At 66.9% G+C, this 25,434-nt stretch carries 22 protein-coding genes, 1 tRNA gene and 1 pseudogene; 12 read left to right on the top strand and 12 right to left on the bottom strand.

The features are described 5' to 3' along the window. Positions 1-72 precede the first annotated feature (72 nt). Together OVA13_RS00605 and upp are read left to right on the top strand one after the other, a co-directional pair. Entirely contained in the window at positions 73-2,448 is a 2,376-nt protein-coding gene (locus OVA13_RS00605; protein WP_267791917.1) for a TonB-dependent receptor plug domain-containing protein, read from the top strand. A gap of 109 nt (positions 2,449-2,557) precedes the next feature. Further along, complete coding sequence (upp, locus tag OVA13_RS00600; RefSeq protein ID WP_267791916.1) at positions 2,558-3,190, top strand: uracil phosphoribosyltransferase; 633 nt, start codon at positions 2,558-2,560, stop codon at positions 3,188-3,190. A gap of 105 nt (positions 3,191-3,295) precedes the next feature. Here upp and OVA13_RS00595 read toward each other — a convergent pair whose 3' ends face one another. The 7 genes and pseudogenes from OVA13_RS00595 to OVA13_RS00565 form a co-directional block, all read right to left on the bottom strand. After that, positions 3,296-4,186: an MBL fold metallo-hydrolase gene (locus tag OVA13_RS00595; RefSeq protein WP_267791915.1), complete on the bottom strand. Its 891-nt coding sequence runs from the start codon at positions 4,184-4,186 to the stop codon at positions 3,296-3,298. 179 nt (positions 4,187-4,365) lie between these two features. Next, positions 4,366-6,015: pseudogene (gene ggt, locus OVA13_RS00590) on the bottom strand (gamma-glutamyltransferase); the annotation flags it as partial. A 148-nt stretch (positions 6,016-6,163) separates the two neighbouring features. Then, positions 6,164-6,412 carry a YfhL family 4Fe-4S dicluster ferredoxin gene (locus tag OVA13_RS00585; RefSeq protein ID WP_267791914.1) on the bottom strand — a complete coding sequence of 83 codons (249 nt, stop codon included), beginning with the start codon at positions 6,410-6,412 and terminating at the stop codon, positions 6,164-6,166. Positions 6,413-6,637: 225 nt separating this feature from the next. After that, positions 6,638-7,132, bottom strand: a complete 495-nt coding sequence (locus tag OVA13_RS00580; RefSeq protein ID WP_267791913.1) for a hypothetical protein — start codon at positions 7,130-7,132, stop codon at positions 6,638-6,640. A gap of 42 nt (positions 7,133-7,174) precedes the next feature. After that, the gene (gene coaD, locus OVA13_RS00575; RefSeq protein ID WP_267791912.1) at positions 7,175-7,684 is read right to left on the bottom strand and encodes a pantetheine-phosphate adenylyltransferase; all 510 of its coding nucleotides are present in this window, start codon (positions 7,682-7,684) and stop codon (positions 7,175-7,177) included. Continuing rightward, on the bottom strand, positions 7,681-8,319 hold the full coding sequence (gene rsmD / locus OVA13_RS00570) for a 16S rRNA (guanine(966)-N(2))-methyltransferase RsmD (protein WP_267791911.1): 639 nt from the start codon (positions 8,317-8,319) through the stop codon (positions 7,681-7,683). Before rsmD ends, coaD begins: the two co-directional genes overlap by 4 nt. Before the next feature lie 75 nt (positions 8,320-8,394). Next, a complete protein-coding gene (locus tag OVA13_RS00565; protein WP_267791910.1) occupies positions 8,395-8,694 on the bottom strand; it encodes a hypothetical protein in 300 nt (99 codons plus the stop codon). 123 nt (positions 8,695-8,817) lie between these two features. Between OVA13_RS00565 and ftsY the strand changes: the two genes are divergently transcribed. The 3 genes from ftsY (at position 8,818) to OVA13_RS00550 (ending at position 11,445) form a co-directional block, all read left to right on the top strand. Next, complete coding sequence (gene ftsY, locus OVA13_RS00560) at positions 8,818-10,002, top strand: signal recognition particle-docking protein FtsY (RefSeq protein WP_267791909.1); 1,185 nt, start codon at positions 8,818-8,820, stop codon at positions 10,000-10,002. 93 nt (positions 10,003-10,095) lie between these two features. After that, the gene (gene mutY, locus OVA13_RS00555; protein WP_267791908.1) at positions 10,096-11,172 is read left to right on the top strand and encodes an A/G-specific adenine glycosylase; all 1,077 of its coding nucleotides are present in this window, start codon (positions 10,096-10,098) and stop codon (positions 11,170-11,172) included. A gap of 3 nt (positions 11,173-11,175) precedes the next feature. Then, complete coding sequence (locus tag OVA13_RS00550; RefSeq protein ID WP_267791907.1) at positions 11,176-11,445, top strand: oxidative damage protection protein; 270 nt, start codon at positions 11,176-11,178, stop codon at positions 11,443-11,445. Between the two features lie 53 nt (positions 11,446-11,498). Here OVA13_RS00550 and OVA13_RS00545 read toward each other — a convergent pair whose 3' ends face one another. Next, positions 11,499-11,948, bottom strand: coding sequence for a DUF6491 family protein (locus tag OVA13_RS00545; protein WP_267791906.1), 450 nt, complete (start codon positions 11,946-11,948; stop codon positions 11,499-11,501). Between the two features lie 173 nt (positions 11,949-12,121). Here OVA13_RS00545 and OVA13_RS00540 point away from each other — a divergent pair. Next, positions 12,122-12,197 (top strand) — tRNA-Phe (locus tag OVA13_RS00540). Positions 12,198-12,394: 197 nt separating this feature from the next. Beyond that, positions 12,395-14,116 carry a diguanylate cyclase domain-containing protein gene (locus OVA13_RS00535; protein ID WP_267791905.1) on the top strand — a complete coding sequence of 574 codons (1,722 nt, stop codon included), beginning with the start codon at positions 12,395-12,397 and terminating at the stop codon, positions 14,114-14,116. Between the two features lie 10 nt (positions 14,117-14,126). Here OVA13_RS00535 and OVA13_RS00530 read toward each other — a convergent pair whose 3' ends face one another. Further along, on the bottom strand, positions 14,127-15,086 hold the full coding sequence (locus OVA13_RS00530) for a GAF domain-containing protein (protein ID WP_267791904.1): 960 nt from the start codon (positions 15,084-15,086) through the stop codon (positions 14,127-14,129). A gap of 93 nt (positions 15,087-15,179) precedes the next feature. Between OVA13_RS00530 and OVA13_RS00525 the strand changes: the two genes are divergently transcribed. Further along, complete coding sequence (locus tag OVA13_RS00525; protein WP_267791903.1) at positions 15,180-15,614, top strand: hypothetical protein; 435 nt, start codon at positions 15,180-15,182, stop codon at positions 15,612-15,614. 37 nt (positions 15,615-15,651) lie between these two features. Here OVA13_RS00525 and OVA13_RS00520 read toward each other — a convergent pair whose 3' ends face one another. Then, positions 15,652-16,506, bottom strand: a complete 855-nt coding sequence (locus OVA13_RS00520) for a PA4780 family RIO1-like protein kinase (protein WP_267791902.1) — start codon at positions 16,504-16,506, stop codon at positions 15,652-15,654. Positions 16,507-16,603: 97 nt separating this feature from the next. Between OVA13_RS00520 and OVA13_RS00515 the strand changes: the two genes are divergently transcribed. Beyond that, on the top strand, positions 16,604-17,314 hold the full coding sequence (locus tag OVA13_RS00515) for an rRNA pseudouridine synthase (protein WP_267791901.1): 711 nt from the start codon (positions 16,604-16,606) through the stop codon (positions 17,312-17,314). A gap of 143 nt (positions 17,315-17,457) precedes the next feature. Here OVA13_RS00515 and OVA13_RS00510 read toward each other — a convergent pair whose 3' ends face one another. Together OVA13_RS00510 and OVA13_RS00505 are read right to left on the bottom strand one after the other, a co-directional pair. After that, a complete protein-coding gene (locus OVA13_RS00510; RefSeq protein WP_267791900.1) occupies positions 17,458-18,912 on the bottom strand; it encodes an MFS transporter in 1,455 nt (484 codons plus the stop codon). 139 nt (positions 18,913-19,051) lie between these two features. Next, entirely contained in the window at positions 19,052-21,586 is a 2,535-nt protein-coding gene (locus tag OVA13_RS00505; RefSeq protein WP_267791898.1) for a glycoside hydrolase family 3 protein, read from the bottom strand. Positions 21,587-22,139: 553 nt separating this feature from the next. Here OVA13_RS00505 and OVA13_RS00500 point away from each other — a divergent pair. The 3 genes from OVA13_RS00500 to OVA13_RS00490 all read left to right on the top strand — a co-directional run bounded on the left by OVA13_RS00500 (position 22,140) and on the right by OVA13_RS00490 (position 25,237). Beyond that, positions 22,140-22,619 (top strand): LEA/WHy family protein, encoded by a 480-nt coding sequence (locus OVA13_RS00500; RefSeq protein ID WP_267791897.1) that lies wholly within the window; start codon positions 22,140-22,142, stop codon positions 22,617-22,619. A 61-nt stretch (positions 22,620-22,680) separates the two neighbouring features. Beyond that, positions 22,681-24,471, top strand: a complete 1,791-nt coding sequence (locus OVA13_RS00495) for an acyl-CoA dehydrogenase C-terminal domain-containing protein (protein ID WP_267791896.1) — start codon at positions 22,681-22,683, stop codon at positions 24,469-24,471. Positions 24,472-24,583: 112 nt separating this feature from the next. Then, positions 24,584-25,237 (top strand): HNH endonuclease, encoded by a 654-nt coding sequence (locus OVA13_RS00490; protein ID WP_267791895.1) that lies wholly within the window; start codon positions 24,584-24,586, stop codon positions 25,235-25,237. Positions 25,238-25,434: the final 197 nt, after the last annotated feature.

Here is a 25,434-nt window from a genome sequence, read left to right as displayed (position 1 = left end):
CTGCGTGTCATGTTGCCGCCATGTGACGTGCTTACAAAGTGCCGTTTACTTTCGTCACGGGGACGACACACGATGAAACGCAATGCCTTGGCCGCCTCGCTCTCGCAGGTGCTGTTCTGCGCTGCCCTGCTGCCGGCCAGCTTCGCCGCCACCGCCCAGAACCAGGCGCCGGACGCCGGTGTCGCGGGCGATCCCAAGCAACTGGACACCGTGGTGGTGCAAGGCGAGATCGCCTACCGCGACCGCACCGATGACATCGCGCCGACCCTGGTCTACGACCTGGAGTACTTCCAGCGTTTCGAGCCGAATACCGTCGGTGACATGCTGAAGCGCGTGCCCGGCGTCGGCTTCGTCGGCTCGGACATCATGGAATACGACGGCGTGCAGCTGCGCGGCCTGGGTGGCGGCTACACCCAGGTGCTGATCAACGGCAAGAAGGTGCCGGGTGCCGGTGACGACCGCTCGTTCTACGTCGACCGCATCCCGGCGGAAATGGTCGATCACATCGAGATCAAGCGCAGCGCCAGCGCCAACCGCAGCGGCGACGCCATCGCCGGTGCGATCAACATCGTGCTGCGCGACGCATACGAGTTCACCGGCAGCTACATCCGTGTCGGCGTGAACCGCTGGGACGATGGCGAGGTCAACCCGACCTTCGGCGCCGTCACCTCTTTCGAAGCGCTCGGTGGGCGCCTGCTGGCCGGCATCAACGTGCAGGACCGGTACCGCGCCAAGACCAAGCGCTCCGACCGCTTCACCGACAACACCCAGGAAGAGAAAGTCAGCTGGGAAGACCAGACCGAGGTGAAGGACGGCCGCGACTATTCGGCCAACCTGTCCTACACCGCGGATGTCGGCGACACGGGCCGTTTCAGCATCGACGGCTTCTACGTCAAGACCGATCGCGACGTCACCGAGGTGTCGTTCGAAGAGGAACTGGACGATGACGAGACCATCAACATCCGCGTGCCGGGCCTGGACCCGTACGACCAGAAGAACTACGGCGTGGGCGCGGAATACAAGTTCGACATGGCGGGCGGTACCACCGCCGTGAGCCTGGACTACGCGCGCTTCGAGAATTCGCAGGCCACCACCGAGGGCGAACAGGTCTACGTGAGCGGTGCGGAAAACTGGGATGACACCTGGAGCATTCCCGCGGACGCCGAATGGGACGAGACCGTCTACAGCGCCGAATCCGTGACCGCCAAGGATGCCGAGACCGGTTTCCGTCTGACCCACGCGCGTCCGCTCGGCGGCGCCGAACTGGAGTTCGGCGTGGACTATCGCACCAAGAAGCGCGAAGGCCTGAACGTGAGCTACGAGTGGGAGGCCGAGGAGGAAGACGAAACCCCGGCATCCCTGGCGGACTATGAACTGGACGGCAGCGTGGCCTCGGTGATCGAGGAGAAGCGCCTCGACCCGTTCATCATGCTCAGCGGCAAGGGCGAAGCCTTCTCATGGGAAGCCGGCCTGCGCTATGAGACCACCAAGTCCGAGGTGGAATACCTCGAGGACGAGGAAAGCGAAGGCCGCGTCAGCAAGGACTACAACGAACTGCTGCCGTCGGTGAACCTGCGCTGGAACCTGGGCGAGGCGGACCGCATCAGCCTGTCGCTGGCCAAGACCGTCAAGCGCCCCAACTTCAACGAGTTGCTGCCCGCCCTGCTGGACGGCGAGTTCGGCGACAACGACTACATCGGCAACCCGGAGCTGGACCCGGAAACCGCCAACGGACTGGACCTCGGCTTCGAACACCGCCTGGGCCGCAAGGGCGTGGTCGGGCTGAATTTCTTCTATCGCGACGTCAAGGACCTCATCGAGATCGTCAATACCGGCGTGCCCAGCGAAGAGATGCAGGACATCTGGGAAGAGTTGATCGAGGACGGCGACGCCGTCGACCTGGCCGATGCCATGGCGCAGGAGCCGGCGGAAAGCTGGCTGTATACCTCGTCGAACGTCGGCGACGGCAAGGTCTACGGTTACGAGTTCGACGTGTCGACGCCGCTGTCGGCCATCGGCCTGGAGAACACCGGCATCTTCGCCAACTACTCGTGGGTGAAGTCCGAGGTCGATGACTTCCTGGGCGAGCGCCGCTTCAACGACCAGGCCAAGTATGTCTACAACGTCGGGTTCATCCACGACATCCCGGCCTGGGGCACCAGCTTCGGCGCGACCTATCGCAAGCAGGGCGACGCCTACACGCGCCTGCTGGGCGAGGAGGCCATCATCCGCTACGGCGGCGAACTGGACGTCTTCGTCGAGAAGCGCTTCGGTACGAACGTGTCGCTGCGGCTGAGCGCCAACAATCTTCTGGATGCCAGCAAGGACGAGTTCTTCGACAAGTTCAACACCCTGCAGGACCAGATCGACCGCGACTACGACGAGTACGAACTGGAAACCGAAGAGGCCGGGCCGAGCTACCAGCTGGTCATGCGCTGGGCGTTCTGACCCACCTGTTGCGGTTGCAAGACGGAAGCCGGCGAAAGCCGGCTTCCTGTTTTGTGGGATTGCCAGGTTTGATGCAGACTTCCGGCACCGCATCCCGCCGCAGGCCGCCATGAAGACCGTCGAAGTCCGCCACCCGCTCGTCCAGCACAAGATCGGCCTGCTGCGAAACGCAGGCCTGAACACCAAGGATTTCCGCGAGCTGGTGACCGAGCTGGGCACGCTGCTGGCCTACGAGGCCACGGCCGACCTCGAGCTCACCACCGAGACGATGGCGGGCTGGGCCGGACCTGTCGAAGTGAAGAAGATCGCCGGCGCCAAGATCACCCTGGTGCCCATCCTGCGGGCGGGCCTGGGCATGCTGCCCGGCGTGCTGGCGCTGATCCCCACCGCGCGCGTCAGCGTGGTGGGCCTGCAGCGCGACGAGGAAACGCTGCAGCCCGTGCCCTACTTCGAGAAGCTGACGGGGCGGCTGGAGGAACGCGATGCGCTGATCCTCGACCCGATGCTGGCCACCGGCGGCACGCTCATCGCCACCATCGACATGCTGAAGCGGGCCGGCGCGAAGCGGATCAAGGGCATCTTCCTGGTCGCCGCTCCCGAGGGCCTGAAGGCATTGGAAGCCGCACACCCGGACGTCGAGGTGTATACCGCGGCCATCGACGAGCGCCTCAACGACAAGGGCTATATCCTGCCGGGCCTGGGCGACGCGGGCGACCGCATCTTCGGTACGCGGATCGGCTGAGAGTTTCCCGTCATAGCGAAATGTCTTGGTGTGGGCGCGACGTCAGTCGCGAAGACATCACCCTGTCGCGACTCACGTCGCTCCCACGACTTCAATTATTCCGCTTCACGCCGCCAGCGGGCGCGCGTGCAGTTCGGCGACCTCGTGCGCGACGCCGAATTTTCCCTTCCCGTCGCGGGTCACCTGCGCCAGCGCGCAGCCCGGATCGTGGGTGAAGAACAGATGGACGTTGCGCGCGAGCTTGTCTTCCAGGAAGGCGCGCTTTTCGTCGATCAGCAGTTCGGCATTGCGGTCGTAGCCCATGGTGATGGGCACGTGCACCCAGGAACGACCGGGAATCAGGTCGGCACAGAACACCACGCCGCCGTGCGGCTGACCATCGATGCGCTCGGGGCCGACGATCTCCGCCAGCATCAGGCCGGGCGTATGGCCGTCACTGAAGCTGAAACGCACGCTGTCGCCGAGTGCGCGGGATCGATCACCGGCCACCAGTTCCAGCCGGCCGCTGGCTTCCAGCAGTCCCTGCAGTTCCGGGATGAAGCTGGCGCGATCGCGTGGATGCGGCTGCAAGGCGCGCTGCCAATGCCCGGCGCCCACCACGAACGTGGCATTGGGGAACAGCAGTTCCGCTGCACGACCTTCCTGCCACGGTGCAAGCAGGCCACCGGCATGGTCGAAATGCAGGTGGCTGAGCACCACCACGTCGACGTCCTCGTGCGAGAAGCCGGCCTGTTGCAGCGAATCGAGCAGCACGTGGCGCTCCTCCTGCACACCGAAGCGCTCACGCATCTTGGGTTCGAAGAAGGCACCGATGCCCGTTTCGAACAACACGGTCCGCCCGTTCAGCGGCGTGGCGAGCAGTGCGCGGCAGGCCAGCTCGATGCGGTTCTGCGCATCCGGAGGTGACCATTTCTCCCACATCGCGCGCGGCGCGTTGCCGAACATCGCGCCGCCGTCGAGTTTCTGGGAGTTGCCCAGCAATGACCAGAGTTTCATGAGGCTGATTCTACGCCTGCGTTCTGCCCTGTAGGAGCGTCGCAAGTCGCGACCGCTCCCTGGAAACGCCAGTACCGGTGCATCGGGCGACCGTCTGAACCGCACGCGCCACTCGTCACGTGCCTGCACGGCGTGCAGTCGCGACTTGCGTCGCTCCCACAGGGGCGCCGCGCCCCTGTTCAGGGGCTGGCGGATTCCACCACCTTCGCCGAGCCCACCGGGCTGCGCGGGTCGCTGCCGCCGCTCAGCACGTTGGTGGCCTTGTCCCATTCCACCGTCTGCAGGTTGCCCCACACGTGGCTGGAACCGCGGCCACCCTGTGCGGCGTATCCCGCCACCTTGAAACGATGGCCCATGGCTTCCAGCGTCTGCCGGGTGGCGGGCGACAGCGCCTCGCTTTCGACCTCGATCAGATCGGGCATCCACTGGTGGTGGAACCGGGGCAGCGCCGCTACCTGCTGCGCTTCCAGTCCTGCGTCGTAGCCCAGCACGCCCAGCAGCACCATGGTGATGATGCGGCTGCCGCCCGGCGTACCCAGCACCGCCACCTTCTGCGGCGATTCCATGAACGTGGGCGTCATCGAACTGAGCATGCGCTTGCCGGGCTCCGGCGCATTGGCCTCGAAACCCATGACGCCGAAGGCATTGGGGGTGCCGGGCTTGAGGGCGAAATCGTCCATTTCGTTGTTCAGCAGCACGCCGGTACCCGGCGCCACCAGCCCGGAACCGAACAGCAGGTTGACCGTCTGCGTCGCCGCGACGCGGTTGCCTTCGGCATCGATGATGGAGAAGTGCGTGGTCTCTTCGTCTTCCAGCGGTGTCTGTTCGCCCGACAGCAGGTCGCTGGGCGTCGCCTTGCGCGGGTTGATGGTCGCGCGCAGGCCCGCGGCATAGAACGGGCTGGTCAGCGTCTGCATCGGGATGTCGACGAAGTCCGGATCGCCCAGGTAGAAGGTGCGGTCACGGAAGGCGCGACGCATCGACTCCACCACCAGGTGGGTGCGCTGCGCCTCGTCCATCTTCGCCAGATCGTACGCATCCAGGATCTGCAGCATCTGCGCCAGCGCCACGCCACCGGAGGACGGCGGCGGCGCGGTGGTGATGTTCCATTCGTTGTACTTGAGCCGGAGCGGTTCGCGTTCGCGAACGCGGTAACCGGCCAGTTCCTTCGCGGTCCACTGGCCGCCTTCGGCCTTCACGCCGGCCAGCAACCGCTTGGCCGTTTCACCGCGGTAGAAACCATCGAAGCCCTGCGCGGCCAATCGCTCCAGGGTGCGTGCCAGATCGGGCTGCCGGAACAGGTCACCTTCCTGCAGCGGCTTCCCACCGGCAAGGAATACCTCGCGCGTGCCCTTGTAGCGTTCCATCACCTCGCGCCGCGCCGCATAACCGCGGGCAAGCCTTGCATAGACCGGGAAGCCCTCGCGTGCGACACGGATGGCGGGTGCGAGCGATGTTTCCAGCGGAAGGCGGCCGTATTTTTCGGCGAGGTGCACGAATGCGGCCGGCAGGCCCGGAATGCCGGCCGCCCAGGGCCCGTTCTCCGCACGGTCGCGATTGAAGTCCCCGTTGGGCAGCAGATACTTGTCGGGTGTTGCCGCCGCCGGCGCGGTTTCGCGCGCATCGATGAAGACATCCTTGCCCGTCTTGCCATCATGCAGCAGGAAGAAGCCGCCGCCGCCCAGGCCGGAGCTGATCGGCTCGACCACCGACAGCGTGGAGGACACCGCGATGGCGGCGTCGAAGGCATTGCCGCCCTGCGCGATGATCTGCAGGCCCGCCTGCGTGGCCAGATCATGCGCGCTGGCGATGGCGGTGCCGGGGGGATGGGTCGCTGCCGAGCGGTTCGCGCCATCGGCGGCCAGCACGGCGGGGACAAGGGAGACGAAGGAAACGAAAGACAGCAGGGCGATGCGAAGGAAGATCACGACTTCTCCTGGACGGGAACCGGGACGAAGAACGCGCGGGGTCTGAAAGTCAGACCACCTGCAGCCGGAGCATCTTGGCCAGCAGCTCTTCGTGGGTCTCAGGATACGCCGGATCGGGATCGATGCACTCCACCGGGCAGACGACGACACATTGCGGTTCGTCATGATGGCCGACGCATTCGGTACAGCGCGCCGGATCGATCACATAGATGCTCTCGCCCATCGAGATGGCCTGGTTGGGACAGGCGGGCTCGCAGACATCACAGTTGACGCAGAGTTCGTTGATCTTGAGGGACATGTTCCGTTTACCGTGATCCCGGCGGAGGCCGGGTCCCAGTGACTTGCGTTCCGGTGTTCAACCGAGGCACCGGAGGCCGGTCGCCCTGCGTCGCACATCGGTCACGCCGGGTACGCTCGCTCGAAGTCACTGGATCCCCGCTTGACCAGCCATTCGGCTGTTGAAAACCGCGGGGATGGCCTTTCCGCCAAGGCGTGGCCGCCGGAGCGGCCACGCGCGGACAGCTCACTTGGCTTCGACGAACACGTATTCGGCGCTGCTCGGGGTCACGGCAGCCTTGACGCGCTCGCTGTCGGCCGCCTGGCCGATGAACAGCACGCGCACGCCCTTGAAGCTGTCCGCTTCGACGCCGGTGAAGGCGGCCACGGCGAGGTCGGCGATCTTGGCGCTGCTCGGCGAACCGAACGCGATCAGGTTGCCGCTGCTCACGCCACGTGCCACGGCACCCTTGGCCTGCTCCAGCTGGCGGCCATACTTGGCTTCGAATTCCGGATCGGTTTCGGCCGGCAGGTAGTAGACGTAGGGCGTGTTGGTGATGGTGCCCATGTTGTTGTCGACGACCTTGCTCAGGTACTCCTTCCACTCGCCGTCGCCGGTGGTGGTCGGCGCGACCAGCGCGGCGGCCGGCGCTTCAGCCGGGGCTTCTTCCTGCTTCTTGCATGCCGCGAACGGCACGACGAGGCACGCGATCAGCAGCATACGGGTTGCGATGTTCTTCATGGGTCTTCCCCCTCCTGTTGGAACTGTTGTTGGTATGAGTGTCTATGCGCCATGGCGGCCGCGCTGCCACTGCGCCTGCAGCGCGGCGGCCACGCCCGGCGGCACGAAGCCGGAAACATCCCCGCCGAGCCGTGCGATCTCGCGCACCAGCGACGAGGAGATGAAGCCGTACTGCTCGGCTGGCGTCAGGAACAGCGTCTCGACTTCGGGGATCAGGTGGCGGTTCATGCTGGCCAGCTGGAATTCGTATTCGAAGTCCGACACTGCGCGCAGGCCGCGCAGCAGCACTCCGCCGCCCACATCCTTGACGAAGTGGGCCAGCAGGCTGTCGAAACCGAGCACTTCCACGTGTGCATGCTTGGCCACCGCGTCGCGGGCCAGCGCCACGCGCTGCGCCAGCGGCAGGGCCGGACCCTTGCCGGGGCTTTCCGCCACGCCGATCACCACCCGTTCGAACAGCGGCGCGGCGCGGTCGATCAGGTCGATATGGCCATTGGTGATCGGGTCGAACGTGCCGGGATAAACCGCCGTCCGGTTGCGTGCCACAGTCATTCAGTCGTCGCCGGCGAATCGTCGGGGCGAAGTGTAGCAGCGCCTTGCCCGGCGGGGGTCCGGTACAGGGCGAAGCGCACGTCGCGGCTACGGCCCTCCCGGTGCAGCGCCCATCCGGCGGGCACGCCGGGCACGATGTCGGCGGGCGACTCCACGTAGACCCAGGCACCGGGCGCCAGGTGCGGGGGCAGGCGCGCGACGGCCTGTTCCCACAGGCCATCGGCGAACGGCGGATCGAGGAACACGATGTCGAAGCCGGCCCCGGCCCGGCCCAGCCAGACCAGGGCATCCTGCGCCTGCACCACGGCATTCTCCCGTGCCGACAGCCGCGCCACCGCTTCGTCCAGCGCGCGGGCCAGGCCCGGGTCGCGCTCGACCAGCGTGGCATGGGCGGCGCCACGCGACAGCGCTTCCAGGCCCAGCACCCCGGTACCGGCGAACAGGTCCAGCACGCGCGCACCGGGCAAGGCCGGCATCAGCCAGTTGAACAGCGTTTCGCGCACACGGTCGCTGCTGGGGCGCAGTCCGGGCCGGTCGGGCACTGGCAGCCGCGTGCCGCGCCAGCGTCCCCCAATGATGCGGATGTTGCCCACGGGTGCACGCGCCGGGCCGGGCCTGGTGGCAGGCGGCCTCATGCGGGCGAACGGGTGGGCGTGGATTCCATGGCGCCCATTGTCCGCGATTGCGTGGGCGCGGTCAGCGGCAGGGGATCAGGCGCGGACGTCCAGCAGGCTGCCCAGCGTCTGGTCCGCCACTTTCAGCACGAACACGCTGGCATCGGCCAGTACGCGGTAACCGAGCATTGCCGCCATGTCTTCGATCGGTGCGGCGGGGTCGCCCGCGGCGTCAACCGGCTGCGCCTGCACGCCCCCACCCGCCAGCGCCGACAACGCCACACCCTGGCGCGTCGCATCCGGTGTCGCCAGGTTGGCCACGTTGTGGGCGGCCGCCTGCATGCCCAGCGACGCGGCGCGCAGGCCCGAGGCGGCAATGCCGGCCATGCTGGACATGGATGAGCTCCAAACGGATTCCTGCTGTCCTTATCGGCGGCAAGCGGAGCGTCTTTAGCCGCCATCCATGGGCGCGGAACACCCCGGTGGTAGCATGTCCCCCTCTTTTAGATCCCCCCCGCAATGATCGGTTTTTTCCGCCGCAAGAAGCCCCAGGACGGCCAGGACGCCGCCCAGACCCGTATCAGCCCCGAAGAACTCGCTGCCGCCTTCCCGCGGGCGCCGGCGGAGTCGCTGCCGGACCTGGAGGCGTCCTCAGCGCCCGCCAGCGGGGAAGGGGCGAGCGATGCCGGCCCTGGCCCGACACGCGAAGCTCCCATCCCGGCACCGACGGAAGATCCGGGTCAGGGCGCAGGCGGCGCCCCCTTGCCGCCCGCCGCCGAGGCCGGCAAGCCCGGCTGGCGCGACCGCCTGCGCCGCACCAGCGCAGCACTGGGATTGGCCGGCCTGTTCACGCGCAACCCGCGCCTGGACGACGACCTGCTGGATGAGATCGAAACCGCCCTGCTCTCCGCCGACGTCGGCGTACCGGCTACCACCGGCCTCATCGAGGACCTGCGCAAGCGCATGAAGCAGCGCGAGTTCGCCGATGCACAGGCTCTGTTGAAGGCGCTTCGCGCGGACCTGATCGCGCTGATCGCACCGGTCGCCCGACCGCTGGTGATCGATGCGACCCGCAAGCCCTTTGTCGTCCTGACCGTCGGCGTGAACGGCGTCGGCAAGACCACCACCATCGGCAAGCTCGCGCGGCGCTTCAAGCAGGACGGGCACAGCCTGATGCTGGCTGCCGGCGACACCTTCCGTGCCGCCGCGGTCGCCCAGCTGCAGACCTGGGGCGAGCGCAACGGCGTGCCCGTCGTCGCGCAGGGCCAGGATGCGGATGCCGCATCGGTCGCATTCGACGCGTTGCAATCGGCCAAGTCGCGCGGCTTCGACGTGCTGATCGCCGACACTGCCGGCCGCCTGCACACGCAGACCGGCCTGATGAACGAGCTCGGCAAGATCCGCCGCGTGCTGGCCAAGCTCGACGCGGGCGCACCGCACGAGGTGCTGATGGTCATCGACGGCACCACGGGGCAGAACGCGCTCTCGCAGCTGCGCCAGTTCCATGCCGCTGTCGGCGTCACCGGGCTGGTGGTCACCAAGCTGGACGGCACGGCCAAGGGCGGCGTGGTGTTCGCGCTGGCACGCGAGTTCGGCATTCCGATCCGTTATGCCGGCATCGGCGAACGCTTGGAAGACCTGCGGGTGTTCGATGCGGAATCGTTCGTCGACGCGCTGCTGCCGGAAGCGCTGGGTGGCAGCTGACCTCGAGCCACTTCTTGCGGGAGCTACGTCAGTCGCGATGACGAAGTCGTGGCGCCCGATCGCGACTGATGTCGCTCACACGGGTCGTCCCGCGTGAGCAGCGCCATCTCCTTCGCCCATCGCCTGCTGGGATGGTTCGACCGCCACGGCCGCCACGACCTGCCGTGGCAACACCCGCGTACGCCGTATCGCGTGTGGCTGTCGGAAATCATGCTCCAGCAGACCCAGGTGACCACGGTCATCCCGTACTTCCTGCGGTTCGTCGAGCGCTTCCCCACCCTGCCCGACCTGGCTGCCGCGCCTGCCGACGACGTGATGGCTCACTGGGCCGGCTTGGGCTACTACGCCCGCGCGCGCAACCTGCATGCCGCGGCGAAGGCCTGCGTGGCCGGACACGGCGGCGACCTTCCGCGCGACTTCGATGCATTGCATGCCTTGCCGGGAATCGGGCGCAGCACCGCCGGCGCGATCCTGGCGCAGGCGTGGAACGGCCGTTTCCCCATCCTCGATAGCAACGTCAAACGCGTGCTGACGCGCTTCCACGGCATCGCCGGCTGGCCCGCCCTGCCGGCGGTGGAAAAGCAACTGTGGGCGCTGGCGGACCGGCACCTGCGTGACGTGCCCGACGGCCGCCTGGCCGACTACACGCAGGCGCAGATGGACTTCGGCGCCACGCTGTGCACGCGGGCGAAGCCGGCCTGCGCCGTGTGCCCACTGCAGGACGACTGCGTGGCGCGCCGCGAAGGGCTCACCCAGGTGCTGCCCACGTCCAAGCCCTCGAAGACATTGCCGGAGCGCGAGGCGATGGCGCTGTGGCTGGAGAATGCGGCTGGCGAGATCCTGCTGCAGCGTCGCCCCGACACGGGCATCTGGTCCTCGCTGTGGACATTGCCGCAGGCCGATACCGACAGCGCGCTGCGCGACTGGTTCGCCCGGGAAGTGAAGGGCGACTACGACGCGGCCGAGGAACTGCCGCCCATCGTGCACACCTTCAGTCATTACCGCCTGCACCTGCAGCCGCTACGCCTGCGCAAGGTCGCCCTGCGCGACAGGGTGCGCGACAATGAGGATCCCGTAGCCGGTACGGGTCAAATGCTGCGCTGGGTCGCGCGTGGCGAACTCGCTTCGCTGGGCCTGCCCGCGCCGATCCGAAAACTGCTGGGGAACTGACCGATGTCTCGCACCGTCTTCTGCCACTACGAACAACGCGATGCGGAGGGGCTGGATTTCGTGCCCTACCCGGGCGAGCTTGGCAAGCGCATCTTCGCCAACATCGGCAAGCCGGCATGGGCCGCCTGGCTGGCGCACCAGACCATGCTGATCAACGAGAACCGCCTGTCTCCGCGCGACCCGAAACACCGGTCCTTCCTGGAAACCGAGCTGGAGAAGTTCCTGTTCTCCGGCGGCGCGGACAAACCCGCAGGCTACGTGCCCGAGGCGTAGCCAGGGCCGGGCTTGCTTACCGCAGCTTCGACGCCGCGGGAACGGGCCTCGCATCAGGATTTGCGTTCCACCGCGGCGGCTTCGCGCATCTCCTTCTCGCTGGCACGCAACGCCTTCACGTCGAGCGGCCGGATCGTCTCGATGCGGCAGGGCATGCGCAGGGTGCCGGTGCCGCCGCCCATCGGGATGACGTCGTCGAACCGCGCGGAGACGCGACCCATGTGCTGGGTGACGCTGATCGACGGTGCGTAGTCCAGGTCGGGACACGCGCCAGTGAGTTCCAGCAGATAGGCCTGGCTGGGCTTTGTCCACACGCTCAGCGCGGTATCGCCCAGTGGCGTCCAGCCGTTGAGGGTGCCGAAGTACTGGAAGTGCTTGACCGGCTCGCCGGCATGGCGGCGGTACATGTCCAGGCGCTCGGCGTCGGTCTGGCGGGGGCCGGTCGCGCACGCGCCCAGGCTCGTCACCGCGGCCAGCAGGGTCAGGATCTTCAGGGGCTTCATGGGTCGCTCCTCGGAGGCAGGCGCTGTATTCCGCGGACATCTTGCACCCCGCCGGGGAAACCGGCGGCAGCGCGCCCACAGCCCATTCAGCGCCTGTCCGGCTTGCCATCGCCACGGCCGGTCCGTATCATTGCCCCTCTTCGCGCCGGCCCTGCCGTACCGCGACAGATTTTGGCCTGGTAGCTCAGTTGGTAGAGCAGCGGATTGAAAATCCGCGTGTCGGTGGTTCGAATCCGCCCCGGGCCACCACTCGTTACTTGAAGGGTCTGCAGCGATGCAGGCCCTTTTCTTTGTCCGTGATACGGGACGGCTCCGACGCGCGCTACCCGGCGCTCCGCCGCCGTTACGAGCATCGCGTCGCAATCGCCACCGTAGGAGCTGGATAGAGTGGAACAGGAATTGCAGCGAGCACGCTGCCGCTTTCCTTCCGGCACCCCACAGACCGCATGCGAACGACTCGGAACAACCTGGAAGCGCCCGCCAGGGCCGTAACCGGCCGCTCGCTGCGCTGGCAATTTGGCGCGGCCCTGCTGGTCGCGGGCCTGCTGCCCGCGCTGGGGCTGGCCATCATCCATGCGGTCAACGAATACAGGAGCCAGCAGCGCGTGCTGCGGGAACGCCTGGAAGTGCTCGCCAACACCACGTCGCGTTCCATCGACGAATTCATCTCGGCACACCAGGCAGGCGTCGCGCTGGCCGCCGACCTCCATGAACCATCCCGGCCCTGGGGCGACACGCTTGACCAGCTGAGGGCGCGCTATCCCGCCTTCGACGCGTCGCTGGCCACGGATGCAGATGGACTGATCCTGGCCACAAACCCGCAGGTACCGCTCCACGGGGACCACGTGACGGACCGGGACTATTTCTCCACGCCGGCGAAAACCGGCCTGTCCTACGTCTCCAATGCCTTCCGGGCACGACTGATCAGCAAGCATCCGGTCATCGCGGTATCGGCCCCGATCACCCGCGATGGCATGTTCGCCGGGGTCGTACAGGGCTCGATCCGCGTGGACGCGTTCACCCAGCACCGCACGCGCGCCATGAAGGGCCGCGGCATCGAGTTGCTGCTGCTCGACCGCAACAGCCGGGTCATCCACAGTTCGGAAGCCCTGCCCTACCGCTTCCTGGATTCCGCGCTCAGCTCGGACCCCCACAAGGACCTCTGCGACCTGAGCGAGAAAGCCCGTCTGCTGCGCGGCATCCTGCGCAATGGCGGCGATGCCTGGTCGGCGTGCGCGCGGCTGGATTCCGGATGGAAAGTGGTGCTGCTTTCTCCCGACAGCGCACTGCTCTCGGCAGCGGGCAGCCGCTTCGTGGGCCTGCTCGGCGTCCTCGCGCTTTCGCTGCTCGGCGTGCTGGTGGCCTTCGTCTGGCAGATGCGCAGCCTGCGCGCGGGCATGCTCAGCATGTCCGCCTCGCTGCACGCGCTGGTCTCCAAGGAAAAGGATGCGGTGATCGACAGTCCGCTTCCGCAGGAATTCCTGCCGTTGGCGCAGCGCATCTCGAGCCTTGCCGTCGAACTTGAGGACGCCAACCGCGAGCTGGTGAAATCGCTGGCGGAGCAGCGCGCACTCGCGCAGTCGCTCAGTGACACGGTGGGCAGCCGCGAGCAGGAAATCGAGGAGCGCACGGCCGAACTGACCGCGGCCAATGCCGAGCTGGACCGGGTCAACCGCGCGGATCCGCTTACCGGCTGCCTCAACCGGCGCGGCATGCAGCACTACCTGGCGGGCATCGCCGACGGGCACGGGATGCTCGTGCATCCGGTGCGCGCCATCGCGATCGACGTGGACTACTTCAAGGCCTACAACGACCTGCACGGACACGTCGCCGGCGACAACGCCCTGCTGGCCGTCGCCTCGGCCGCGATGGCGGTCGTGGAATCCTACGGCGGCTGCCTGGCAAGGATGGGCGGCGAGGAATTCCTGGCCCTGGTACCGGTACCCGTCGAGAACCCGCCCGGTGCGGAGGCGGAAAGCATCCGCCGCGCGGTGGAGACACTGGCGATCCGCCATGCGGCAGGACCGGCAGGCATCGTCACCATCAGCGTCGGCGTGGCGGAAGGCGCCAAGGGCGATGACTGGGCGCACATGTTGATGGCGGCCGACGAGGCGCTCTACCAGGCGAAGTCGCGCGGCAGGAATCGCGTCGCCGTGTACATGGATTGAAGCGGCGGCATCACCCCGCCGACTGCCAACCCAATCCGTCCTTCTGCAGGCTGAGGTCCTCGTCCGCCCCCAGATACATCGCCTGCAGCGAACTGCCCACCGAATCCGACAGCGCCGCACCCATCAGCACCGTCAGGCCGACCTGCGCACTCTGCACGGCGGCCGCGTTGCGCAACGCGGCCAGACGGCCTTCCACGTCACCGCCCACCAGCATGGCGACGAATTCCGGGCTCGAGGTGACGCGATTGATGCGATCGCCCAGATCATGGCGCAGGCAAGCGTCGAACACGGGGTCCAGCGAGGCCAGGATCTTCTCCACCGCCCGCTCGCCCAACCGGTCCACTGCGGCGGCAAAACCCTGCAATTCGAGGATGGCGATCGCCGACGTCTCCGTGCCTGCCTCTACGGTCTGTGGTGCCGCGGCGGTCTCCTGCAGCGCGGCCAGCACATCCTGCTGGTGCCGCTGGCCGTGTGCCTCCAGCAGGGCCATGGTCACCCGCGCCAACGCCTCCAGCGATGCCCGCTGCGTCTCACTCAGCGCGCGCGGCGCGTGGTCGACCACGCAGACGGTACCGATGGGCTGACCCTCCTGCGTCACCAGCGGCATGCCGGCGTAAAAGCGCGCCTTTGTATCGCCCGCCACGATGGGGAAGTCGGCGAAACGCGCGTCCTGTGCAAGGTCGCCCACTTCCATGAGCTCGCCCGGGTTGCGGATCGCGTGATCGCAGACCGCCGCGCTGCGGGTGGTTTCGTGGTCGTCGATACCGATACGGGCCTTGAACCACTGGCGGTCACGATCGATCAGCGACACCACGGCGATCGGCGTCTCGCACACCGCGGCGGCCAACCGCACCAGGTCTTCGTAGATCGCCTCGGGCAGCGAGTCCACTACATGAAGCCGGTCCAGCGCCTGCTGTCGGAGACGCTCGGATTCGGGGGTGACAGCGGTGACGTTGTGATGCACGGACATCCTGTTCGTTCGCGCGATGATGGGCGGTCAGGGTGGCGGAGCCGGGATTCAGATCGCGTCAACACGCGCGACGCCGGAGCGATTCTGTGACGCATGCCCGGCCGGGAAGACGACACCGCGCCGAACGCGATCCATCTGACAGCAGTTAACACTTCATTGACTGCGCGTGCGCAATTTTCGCTTCCACAAGACGCATCGCGTGACACCGGCGATGGCGATCAAGGAGACGGCATGCTCTGGTCCAAACCCGCGACGCTTCCGGAACGTTTTGCCTGGGCGGTCACTCCGACGCGTGCTCGGCTGATGCTGGATGACGTGCGCGTGCTGGAAGTCCGGCAGCAGCGGACCGGGTGGGTGGTTGAGGTGTTCCTGGTGGACCAGGCGGGGCAAAAACCCAGCATGGCGGTGCGCTCACTGGCTGCGGGGCAACGCTGGGGTGCGCAGTGGGCCAGGCAGCGCGCCGATTACCTGATGGCGCTGGTGCCCGCGCGCACCCATGCGCCGGTGCCGCCGCGCTGGTCGGACTGACACGCCGGGCTGCGACTCGCCTGCGACGGAATCCCGGCTACTCCGCGGCCGCCGCTTCCCGTCCCTGCTGGCGGATGATCGCTTCCTGGCGCGCGTCTTCGATCGCATGGCGCACGCCATCCACGTCGACGCGCGACGTGTCGTGCGCGAACACGCCGGTCAGCTCGGTGTCCGGATGCAGGGTGCCGGCTTCGTACAGCGCCCACATCTCCTCGCCATACCAGGTGTCCAGCAGCTCCGGGGCGTATCGGCCAAGGCGCGCGGTGAGCGCATTGACATCGCGCAGCAGCAGGCGCCGGCTGGCGTTGTTGCCCGCCGCACTCACGACCTGTGGAAAGTCGATGATGACCGGCCCCTGTTCCCCCACCAGCACGTTGTACTCGGACAGGTCACCGTGGATCAGCCCGGCACACAGCATCTTGACGACTTCGCGTACCAGGAAGCGGTGGAAGTCACACGCCTGCGCAGGCGTCAGGTCCACTTCGCCGAGGCGGGGCGCGGAATGTCCGGTGGCGTCGGCGACCAGTTCCATCACCAGCACGCCGTGCACGTAGCCGAACGGTTCGGGCACGCGCACGCCGGCATCGCGCAACTGGTAGAGCGCGTCGACTTCGGCATTCTTCCACGCCACTTCCTGCTGCTTGCGTCCGTAGCGGGTCGCCTTGCCCATCGCCCGGGCTTCGCGGCTGCCGCGTACCTTGCGACCTTCCTGGTACAGCGTGCGCTGCTGGAAGCTGCGCTGCGCCATGTCCTTGTAGACCTTGGCGCAGCGGACTTCGCCCCCTGCATCCACCACGTAGACGGAGGCTTCCTTGCCGCTCTTCAGCGGCCGCAGCACGCGGTCGATCACGCCGTCGTCGATCAGCGCTTGCAGTCCTGGGGGCGTCTTCATGCGGTCCTGGCGGGAAAAGGAGATGACGGGCGACGGATTCACCGCTGCGCGTCCCCGCTATCTTTACACTAGTCACCCGAAAACGCCGGTGTTTCCCATGCCTGAACCCATCCGCCTTGCCAAACGCGTCGCAGAACTGACCGGCTGTTCGCGAACCGAGGCCGAGCAGTACATCGAAGGGGGCTGGGTCACCGTGGACGGCGTCACCGTGGAAACGCCCCAGCACCCGGTCACCACCGAGCAGGTGGAAATCGATCCCTCGGCCGAACTGACCGCCACCGAGCCTGCCACGCTGCTGCTGCACAAGCCCGAAGGCGTGGCGTGGCAGGAGGCGGCACCGCTCGTGACCCCGGCCACACACCTGGGCGAAGACGACAGCGGCGTGCGCCTGCTGAAGCGCCACTTCCACAGGCTGACCCCGCTGATGCCGCTGGACACCGAGGCCAGCGGGCTGATGGTGCTCAGCCAGGATGGCCGCGCGTGGCGGCGCCTGACCGAGGACTATGCGCAGATCGAGCAGGAGTTCGTGGTGGAGATCCGCGGCAGCACCGACCCGTACACCCTCAGCCGCATCGGCCATGTGGCCACCTATCAGGGCCGGGGACTGGCACCGTGCAAGGTCAGCTGGCAGAACGAGGTGCGGCTGCGCTTCGCGATCAAGGACGTGCAGCCCGGCGAGCTGCGCCACCGCTGCCGCGAGGGCGGGCTGGACGTGGTTTCGATCCGGCGGCTGCGTATCGGCCGCGTCGCGTTGGCGAAGATGCCGGTGGGGCAATGGCGCTACCTGCCGGTGGGGACGCGCTTCTAGGCGTCGCTATTCGCAGGGCAGCGCGGCTGCGAAGTCCCACCGTCCTGCTGGCGAACGGCAATCGACACAAGAAAGCCACCGGGCCGGAGAGTGGACCGGTGGCTCGGGGATGCGCGCCGGCCTCTCTCCGGCGCGCACCGCACTCAGTGCCCGCTGCCGGCAGCCAGCTTGTCGAGGTCGATGCCCTGCCTGCGCAGCGTGCGCGTGGCGGCGATCGCGTAGAACGCCAGGTAGGCGAAGCACAGCACGCCGATGATGAAGCTGTAGTGGATGCCGACTTTGTCGGCCAGCACGCCCTGCGCGAAGCTGACGATGCCGCCACCCATGATCATCATGATCAACAGGCTGCTGCCCTGGTTGGTATTGTTGCCCAGTCCGGTAATGGCCAGCGCGAAGATGCACGGCCACATGGTGCTGCAGAACAGACCCACGCTGATGAAGGCGACCACGCTTGTCCAGCCGGTGGTGAACATGCCGATCAGCAGCGCCGCGCTACCGCACACAGCAAAGTACAGCAGCATGCGTGCCGGATTGCCCTTGCTGGCGAGGGTGGCGAGGATCATCAGCACGATGACCGCCGCATAGCCGAAGAATTGCGACACGTCGTGGCGCGCAATGGCATTCACGGCCAGGAATACGCCAAACGCCACGTAAGGCAGCAACAGGGTGAGCCAGCGCTTTGCGCCCGAGCCGACGTTGAAGGCGCCCGCCGCGCCGCCCCAGCGGCCGATCATCAGGCTGGCCCAGTACAACGAAACGAACGGCGCGATCATCGCGGTGTCCAGGCCAAGGCCTTCCTCGGACTCCAGGTAGGCGGGCAGATTGCTGATGGTGGATACCTCGACGCCGACGTAGACGAAAATGGCGATCATGCCCAGCACGAGCTGCGGATAGGCCAGTGCCGATTTCTTGTGGATCAGCTTGCTGCTGTCCTGTGCCTCCGTCTCCGACAGCTCCTCCAGATCGATGTGGTTCGGCACCGAGGAGAACTTCAGGAAGATCGCGACCACGATGAAGGCCGCACCCAGCACCAGATAGGGCGTCTTCACGCTCTCGATGCTCGCTTCAGTACCGCCCGCGAGCACGCTGCCGAAGATCGCCACGCTGACCAGCAGCGGGCCGATGGTGGTGCCGAAGTTGTTGATGCCGCCGGCCAGGGTGAGGCGCTGCGCGCCGGTCTTCGGGTCCCCCATCACGATCGCCAATGGATTGGCGGCGATCTGTTGCAGCGAGAAGCCCAGGCCCACGATGAACAGACCCGACAGCATCAGGTTGAACGAGCCGGTGTTCGCCGCCGGGTAGAACAACAGCGTGCCCAGCGCGGAGATCACCAGGCCCAGGCAGATGCCGTTCTTGTAGCCGATCTTGTTCAGCAGGTCCTTGCCGATGGACTTGGAGATGGCGACGTAGATCAGCGAACCGACGGTGTAGGCCACGTAGAACGCCACGGCGACGTACTGGCTCTGCGCCTGGGTAAGGTTGAACGCCTTCTTGAACACAGGGATCAGGATGTCGTTGCTGGCCGCAACGAAACCCCAGAAGAAGAACACGGTGATCAGCACGCCGAACTGCGACCATCGGGTGGGTTGTGTCGTCATTGAATGGGTTGCCTGCTGGGGTTGGATTCGGGAGCCCGGTGGGCGGACGGAGCCGCCAGCCTACGGGGACATGCGGCGATTGCAACTTGCACTGCGTCAGCCCGCGCCACGGCAACCGGTCCGCGGGGCACGTCCGGGCCTACCGTGCGCACTTCACCACGTCGGCGTCATCCGCCCCACCCGCGACCACCTGGATGTTGGTGAAGGCGGCGGCGAACGGCGCGTCGGCGGTGATGCTGAAGGGCGTATCCACCCCGGCCAGGTCTGCGCCCAGCTCGCCCAGGCAGGCCAGCGGCACCTTGACCGTCTGCTTCCTGCCGACGGCATCACCGGAAAACGTGGCGGCCAGGTCCAGGCTGGCGCCGCAACCTGCGCCGCAGCCGAGCGTGAACCGCACCGGCGTGGCCGGGGCCTGTTTGACGATGACGTCGAACTGTACGACCCCGCGCGCCGTCGCCATCGCGGCCAGGTTGTTCTTCGACGGGTTGCGGGCGAAGAAGCGTGCCGGTGCCAGCCAGGTGACTTCCTTGGCGTCCTGCTGCGTGTTGACCTGGACGGTGGCGACCTGCAACGCGGGCTTGGCCTGCGGCCAGCGCCGAGTGGCGTTCATGTCGTTGCCGACCGCCTGCGTCGTGCCGCCGGCTTCCATCTGCAGGGTGAAGGGCGCGATGTCGGATTGCTTGAAAATGCCCAGGACCGCCGCTTCGCCGCAGCTCGCCACGCTGTCCTCCGGCAGCTTGCCGACGGTGCTGCCGTCGCCATAGCGCAAGCCGGACTCCAGCGCGAACTGCGGCGTGCTGTCCGCCTTCGGGCAGGCCACCGCCGGCCACGGGAACGTCAGCTTGCCGCGGAAGTCATGCACCGGCTTGCCGTCCGCGCCCGCCACCAGCACGTCGGTGACGCCCTTGCCTTCCGTACCCGGCAGCCACGCGGCGACGAAGCTGTCGGACAGGTTGATCAGGTCGTTGGCGTACAGCGCGCGACCCGACAGGAACACCGTGACCACCGGCTTGCCGGTCGCCGCCGCCGCCTTCAACGTGGCGAGGTCCTCCGGATGACGACGGCTATGCGCCATCGTGTCGGAGGGGACGATGTCGCCGTTGGTTTCGGCGTACGGCGTTTCGCCGATGGCCGCGACGATGAGGTCGTAGCTGGCGGGGTCCACGCCCTCGGCGCTGTCGCGCAGGATGACATTGCCGTCACCCAGCTGCTCGCGCAGGCCGGCGGCGATGCTGTCCGCGTTCGGGAAATCCGCATTGGTGTTGTCGGTGCCCTGCCAGGTCAGCGACCAGCCGCCGGTCTGGTTGGAGATGCTGTCGGCGCTCTTGCCGACCAGCAGTACGCGCTGGCCCTTCTTCAGCGGCAGCGTGCCACCGTCGTTCTTCAGCAGCACCAGCGACCCACGCGCGGCGCGACGGGCCAGGTCGCGGTGCACCAGTGATTCCGGCTTGCCCGCATGCTGGCTGGCCGACGGCCTGTGGTCCCACAGGCCCGCGCGCAGCTTGACGCGCAGGATGCGCAACACCGCATCGTCGATGCGTGCCTGCGGGATCTCGCCCGACTTCACCTGCGCGATGGTGTTGGCGATGAAGGACTTCCACTTGTCCGGCACCATCACCATGTCGATGCCGGCGTTGATCGCCTGCGGGCAGCTGTCGTCGGCACAGCCGGCGACTTGGCCGATGCCGTTCCAGTCGGACACGACGAAACCGTCGAAGCCCATCTTCTCCTTCAGCGCCACCGTCAGCAGATCGCGGGCGCCATGTATCTTGCCGTAGTCCTTGCCAGCGGCAACGTCGTTCCAGCTGTCGAACGACGCCATCACGGTCTGCACGCCGGCCTCGATGGCGCCGTAATACCCCTGCCCGTGGATGTTGATCATCTGCGACTGCGTGACCAGCGCGTTGCCCTGGTCCTTGCCGCCGTCGGTGGCACCATCGCCGATGAAGTGCTTGGCGGTCGCGACGACATTGCCGTCCTTGTCCAGCAGGCCCTGCATGCCCTTGACGTAAGCCCCGGCATATTCGCGGATCAGCGCCGGTTGGGAGGAATAGCTCTCGTAGGTACGGCCCCAGCGCGCGTCCTGCGCCACGGCGACGGTCGGCGCGAAGGTCCACGCCACGCCGGTGGCGCGGGTGGATTGTCCGGTTGCTTCCGCGATGCGCTCGATCAATTCGACATCGTGCGCGGCGCCCAGGCCGATGTTGTGCGGGAAGATGGTGGCGCCATACACGTTGCTGTGGCCATGTACGGCGTCGGTGCCCCAGATCACCGGCACGGGAATCTCCGCATCGGTCTTCATCGAGGCGTCGTAGTACGCATCGGCCAGCGTGACCCAGTCCTGCACGCTGGCGTGCTTGTCCATGCCGGGCCAGGAGCCACCGCCATTCAGTACGGAGCCGATGTAGTACTGGCGCACCTGGTCTGGCGTGATCGACTTGATCTCCGGCTGCACCATCTGGCCGATCTTCTGCTCCAGCGTCATGCTGGCGAGGATTTCCGCCGCGCGCGCCTCGATGGCCGGATCCCTGGCGATGCGGCTTCGCAGCGCAGGCCAGTCCGTCAGCTGCGCCGACGCACTGGACTCTGCATCCGCCGACGTCTGTCCCGGCTCCTTCTGGGCGGAACAGGAAAGACAGGCAAGCAGGCCCACGGCCAGCAAGGTCACGCGCATCGGGCTGGCACGTTCGCGTCAGTGGAGCGATTCATGAGCGGCATACGTCCTCTGGAATCCGTTTTGACAGCGCTGTCATATCGAAGCCACGGATGGCTGTCAACTCGCTCATGACAAAGTTGATGCACGCGTTCGGCCACGCTCGAATTCAGTGCGCACGCCGGCTGGGGGAAGGGAGAGTTCGCTGCGTTGCAGCAGTACGGTTGCGCGAATTTCCAGATCGAATTCCCGCGCGTCGCCTCGGCGTCGAAACGATCGAGGGGCGGCTCGACAAAGCGACCCTCCATAACAACCAGCACGATGACTCCAGGGCCTTGGTGGCGACCACGTCCGGGCAGCAGGCACGCGTCTTCACCGTCTGACAGGTAGCGCGGTGCTTCGCCCGCATGTGGCGGCCCAGCGCCTGGGCAACTTCGTACAATGGTCTGCCGCAGCGCAACAAGACCTGACCTCGCCGCGCCACGCATTCCCGTCTGACGGCGCGGGCACCGGATGCATCAACGGCGCCATACGCCGTAGTATCCTGCCGCTTTCCCCATGATGGAGTAGCGGCATGCATCGACGTTGGTCATTGGCAGCCCTGATCGTGGCGACCGCCTTGCTGGCCGGATGCGGCGATGGCCGGGTACGGCGTGTTTCCGATCCCGCGGCCAGCATCCAGCAGCTGACCGTGAAGGCCGACGGCCAATGGTCGGTCGACCTGCGCCTGCAGAACTACAGCAGCATTCCGATGCGTTTCGACACCGTCACCCTGGCCATGCAGGTTGGAGACCAGGATGCCGGCACGCTGAAGGCGACGCCAGGCCTGTCAGTGGGCCCGGAGTCTGCGGACGTCGTCACGCTGGCCTTCTCGCCCACCAGTGCCGCCCGCATCGTGGTGGCCGATGCGTTGGCAGGTCGCCGCCCCCTGCCCTACACCCTCGACGGAACTGTGAACGCCACGCCGGAAGAAGCCAGCAAGAGCCGCGAGTTCGACGTGGACAGCCGCAACACCCTCAACCCCGTGCCCGGACTGGATGGCGTGCTGCGTTGATCCCGCACCGTCCGCCTGCTGCACGACGCAAAGCCCTTCGCACCCTTGCCCGGAAGCCCGCATGACCGCCTACAAAGCTCCCCTGACCGACATCCGCTTCGCCCTGTACGACGTCCTGGGCGTGGAGGCCCTGTTCCAGCTTCTTGGCTACACCGATGCCACGCGCGACATCCTGGACGCCGTGCTGGAGGAAGCCGGCCGCTTTACCGAGACGGTGCTTGCGCCGCTGAACAGCGTGGGCGATGAAGTCGGCAGCCAGCTGGACAAGGACACCGGCGAGGTCACCACGCCCCCCGGCTTCAAGGCGGCGTATGCGCAGTTCGTCGAGGGCGGCTGGACCGGCCTGACCGCCTCGCCCGACTTCGGCGGGCAGGGCCTGCCGCATACGATGGGCGTGCCGCTCAACGAACTGGTGAATGCCAGCAATCTGGCGTGGGGCAACTTCCCGCTGCTGTCGCACGGCGCTGTCGAAGCCCTCAAGCACCACGGCGAAGACTGGCAGCGCGAGGTCTTCCTGAAGCCGCTGGTCGAGGGCCGCTGGACCGGCACCATGTGCCTGACCGAACCGCATTGCGGTACAGACCTGGGCCTGTTGAAGACAAAGGCGGAACCGAACGCAGACGGCAGTTACGCCATCACCGGCACCAAGATCTTCATCACCGCGGGCGAGCACGACTTCACCGACAACATCGTGCACCTGGTGCTGGCGAAACTGCCCGATGCCCCGCCGGGCGCGAAGGGCATTTCGCTGTTCGTCACGCCGAAGTTCAAGGTCGCTCGCGATGGCAGCGTGGGCGAACGCAATGCAGTGCGCTGCGGCTCCATCGAGCACAAGATGGGCATCAAGGCCTCGGTCACCTGCGTGATGAACTTCGACGGCGCGCAGGGCTATCTGGTGGGCCAGCCCCACAAGGGCCTGCAGGCGATGTTCACCATGATGAACACCGCCCGCCTGGGCGTGGGCTTGCAGGGCGTCGGGCTGAGCGAGCGCGCCTACCAGAATGCCCTGGCCTACGCGCGTGACCGTTTGCAGACGCGTTCGCTGAGCGGGCCCAAGTTCCCGGAGAAGCCGGCCGACCCGATCATCGTGCATCCGGACGTGCGCCGCATGCTGCTGACCGTGAAGGCGCTGGTCGAAGGCAGCCGCCTGCTGGCGCTGCACGCCGGCACCCTGATCGACATCGCGGACCATGCGGAAGATCCGGCCGAACGCGAGCGCGCGGATACGCTGGTCAGCTTCCTGACGCCGATCTCGAAGGCCTGCCAGACCGAATGGTCCATCGAGAACACCTACCACGCGCTGCAATGCTTCGGCGGGCATGGCTACATCCATGAACACGGCATGGAGCAGCTGGCGCGCGACGCCCGCATCACCACGCTGTACGAAGGCACGACCGGCATCCAGTCGCTGGACCTGATGGGCCGCAAGACCGCGTCCACGCAGGCGGCCGGGCTGAAGCTGTTCCTGGCCGACGTGCATGCCTTCGTGCAGCAGCACCAGGACAACCCGGCGATGGCCGAGTTCATCGATCCGCTGCAGCAGAAGGCCGCCGAGTGGGCGGGATTGACCAAGAACATCCTGCAGCGTGCCGCCAGCAATCCGGAGGAGATCGGCGCGGCGAGCACCGATTACCTGTTCTATTCGGGGTATGTGGTGCTGGCTTACTGGTGGGCGCGAAGCGTGGCGGCAGCGGACGCGTCGGCGCACAACGATGCCTTCAAGCAGGCCAAGCGCGAAACCGCGCAGTTCTATTTCGCCCGTATCCTGCCGCGCACGCTGACCCATGCGGCCGCGATCGATTCAGGCGCGGCATCGCTGATGACCATGGCCTCCGAACGCTTCGGCGACTGAGCTCGACCCGCATGTCCGGGGCGCGACGCATCGCGCCCCGGTGCGGTTCCGGCAGACGAAATCCGCGCCCCGATACACATTTCGTCAACATTTGGGTATAACCTGCTTCTCCATGGAAGCAGACAGAGCTCAGCTTCACCTGGTTGGAACCGGTACCCCCGCCACGCCGGTCACCCCCCTTTCGTCCCTGCGTTCCCAACCGCCCAGCGTCCGCCTGCTGTCGCTGGATGCGCATGGCCGCGTGCTGGACTGGATCAACTGGCAGGATGCCACCTGCCTGTACGCACGCGATGCCGTCGCCTGGACACTCGGTGAACCCTGCCTACGGGTGCATGGCGGCATCTGCCGGATGACCGGCGAGCAGAGCCTGATCGAACTGCATCCCATCGTGGCCTCGCGCGGCCACGCGCGTGCGCAGGCCCTGTCGCCCACGCCCACGCTGACCAACACCGCGCTGTTCGCGCGGGATGCCCAGCTCTGCCTGTACTGCGGCCACGAGTTCACCCGCCCGCACCTGACCCGCGACCACGTGCTGCCGCTGTCGAAGGGCGGGCGGGATGTCTGGGAGAACGTGGTGACCGCGTGCTTCCACTGCAATTCGCGCAAGAGCAACCGCACCCCGCAGCAGGCGAACATGCCGCTGTTGGCGGTCCCGTACCGGCCCAGCTGGATCGAACACCTGATCCTGTCCAACCGCAACATCCTGGCCGACCAGATGGCGTTCCTGAAGGCGCACCTGCCCAAGAAGTCCAAGCTTTCCGCTTGAACGGCGCCGGGACGCGGTACCCGCGCTTCCGCGTGGACGCCCGACGACTCGCAGAGGGCCGCGGACGAGGGCGCCGGCTCGTGCGAGCGCCCGGAAAACCTGCCCAAACCGCTGAGCCGGCGAACTCACGACGGGCCGCCTGAACCCGGCCCCCACACCCGCTTCACGTGTTTGCTTGCCCCGCTTCACGCCGGGGG

The sequence above is a fragment of the Pseudoxanthomonas sp. SL93 genome (genome assembly GCF_026625825.1).
In the GTDB taxonomy this organism is placed as follows: domain Bacteria; phylum Pseudomonadota; class Gammaproteobacteria; order Xanthomonadales; family Xanthomonadaceae; genus Pseudoxanthomonas_A.
This window is presented reverse-complemented; position numbering and strand designations above follow the sequence as displayed.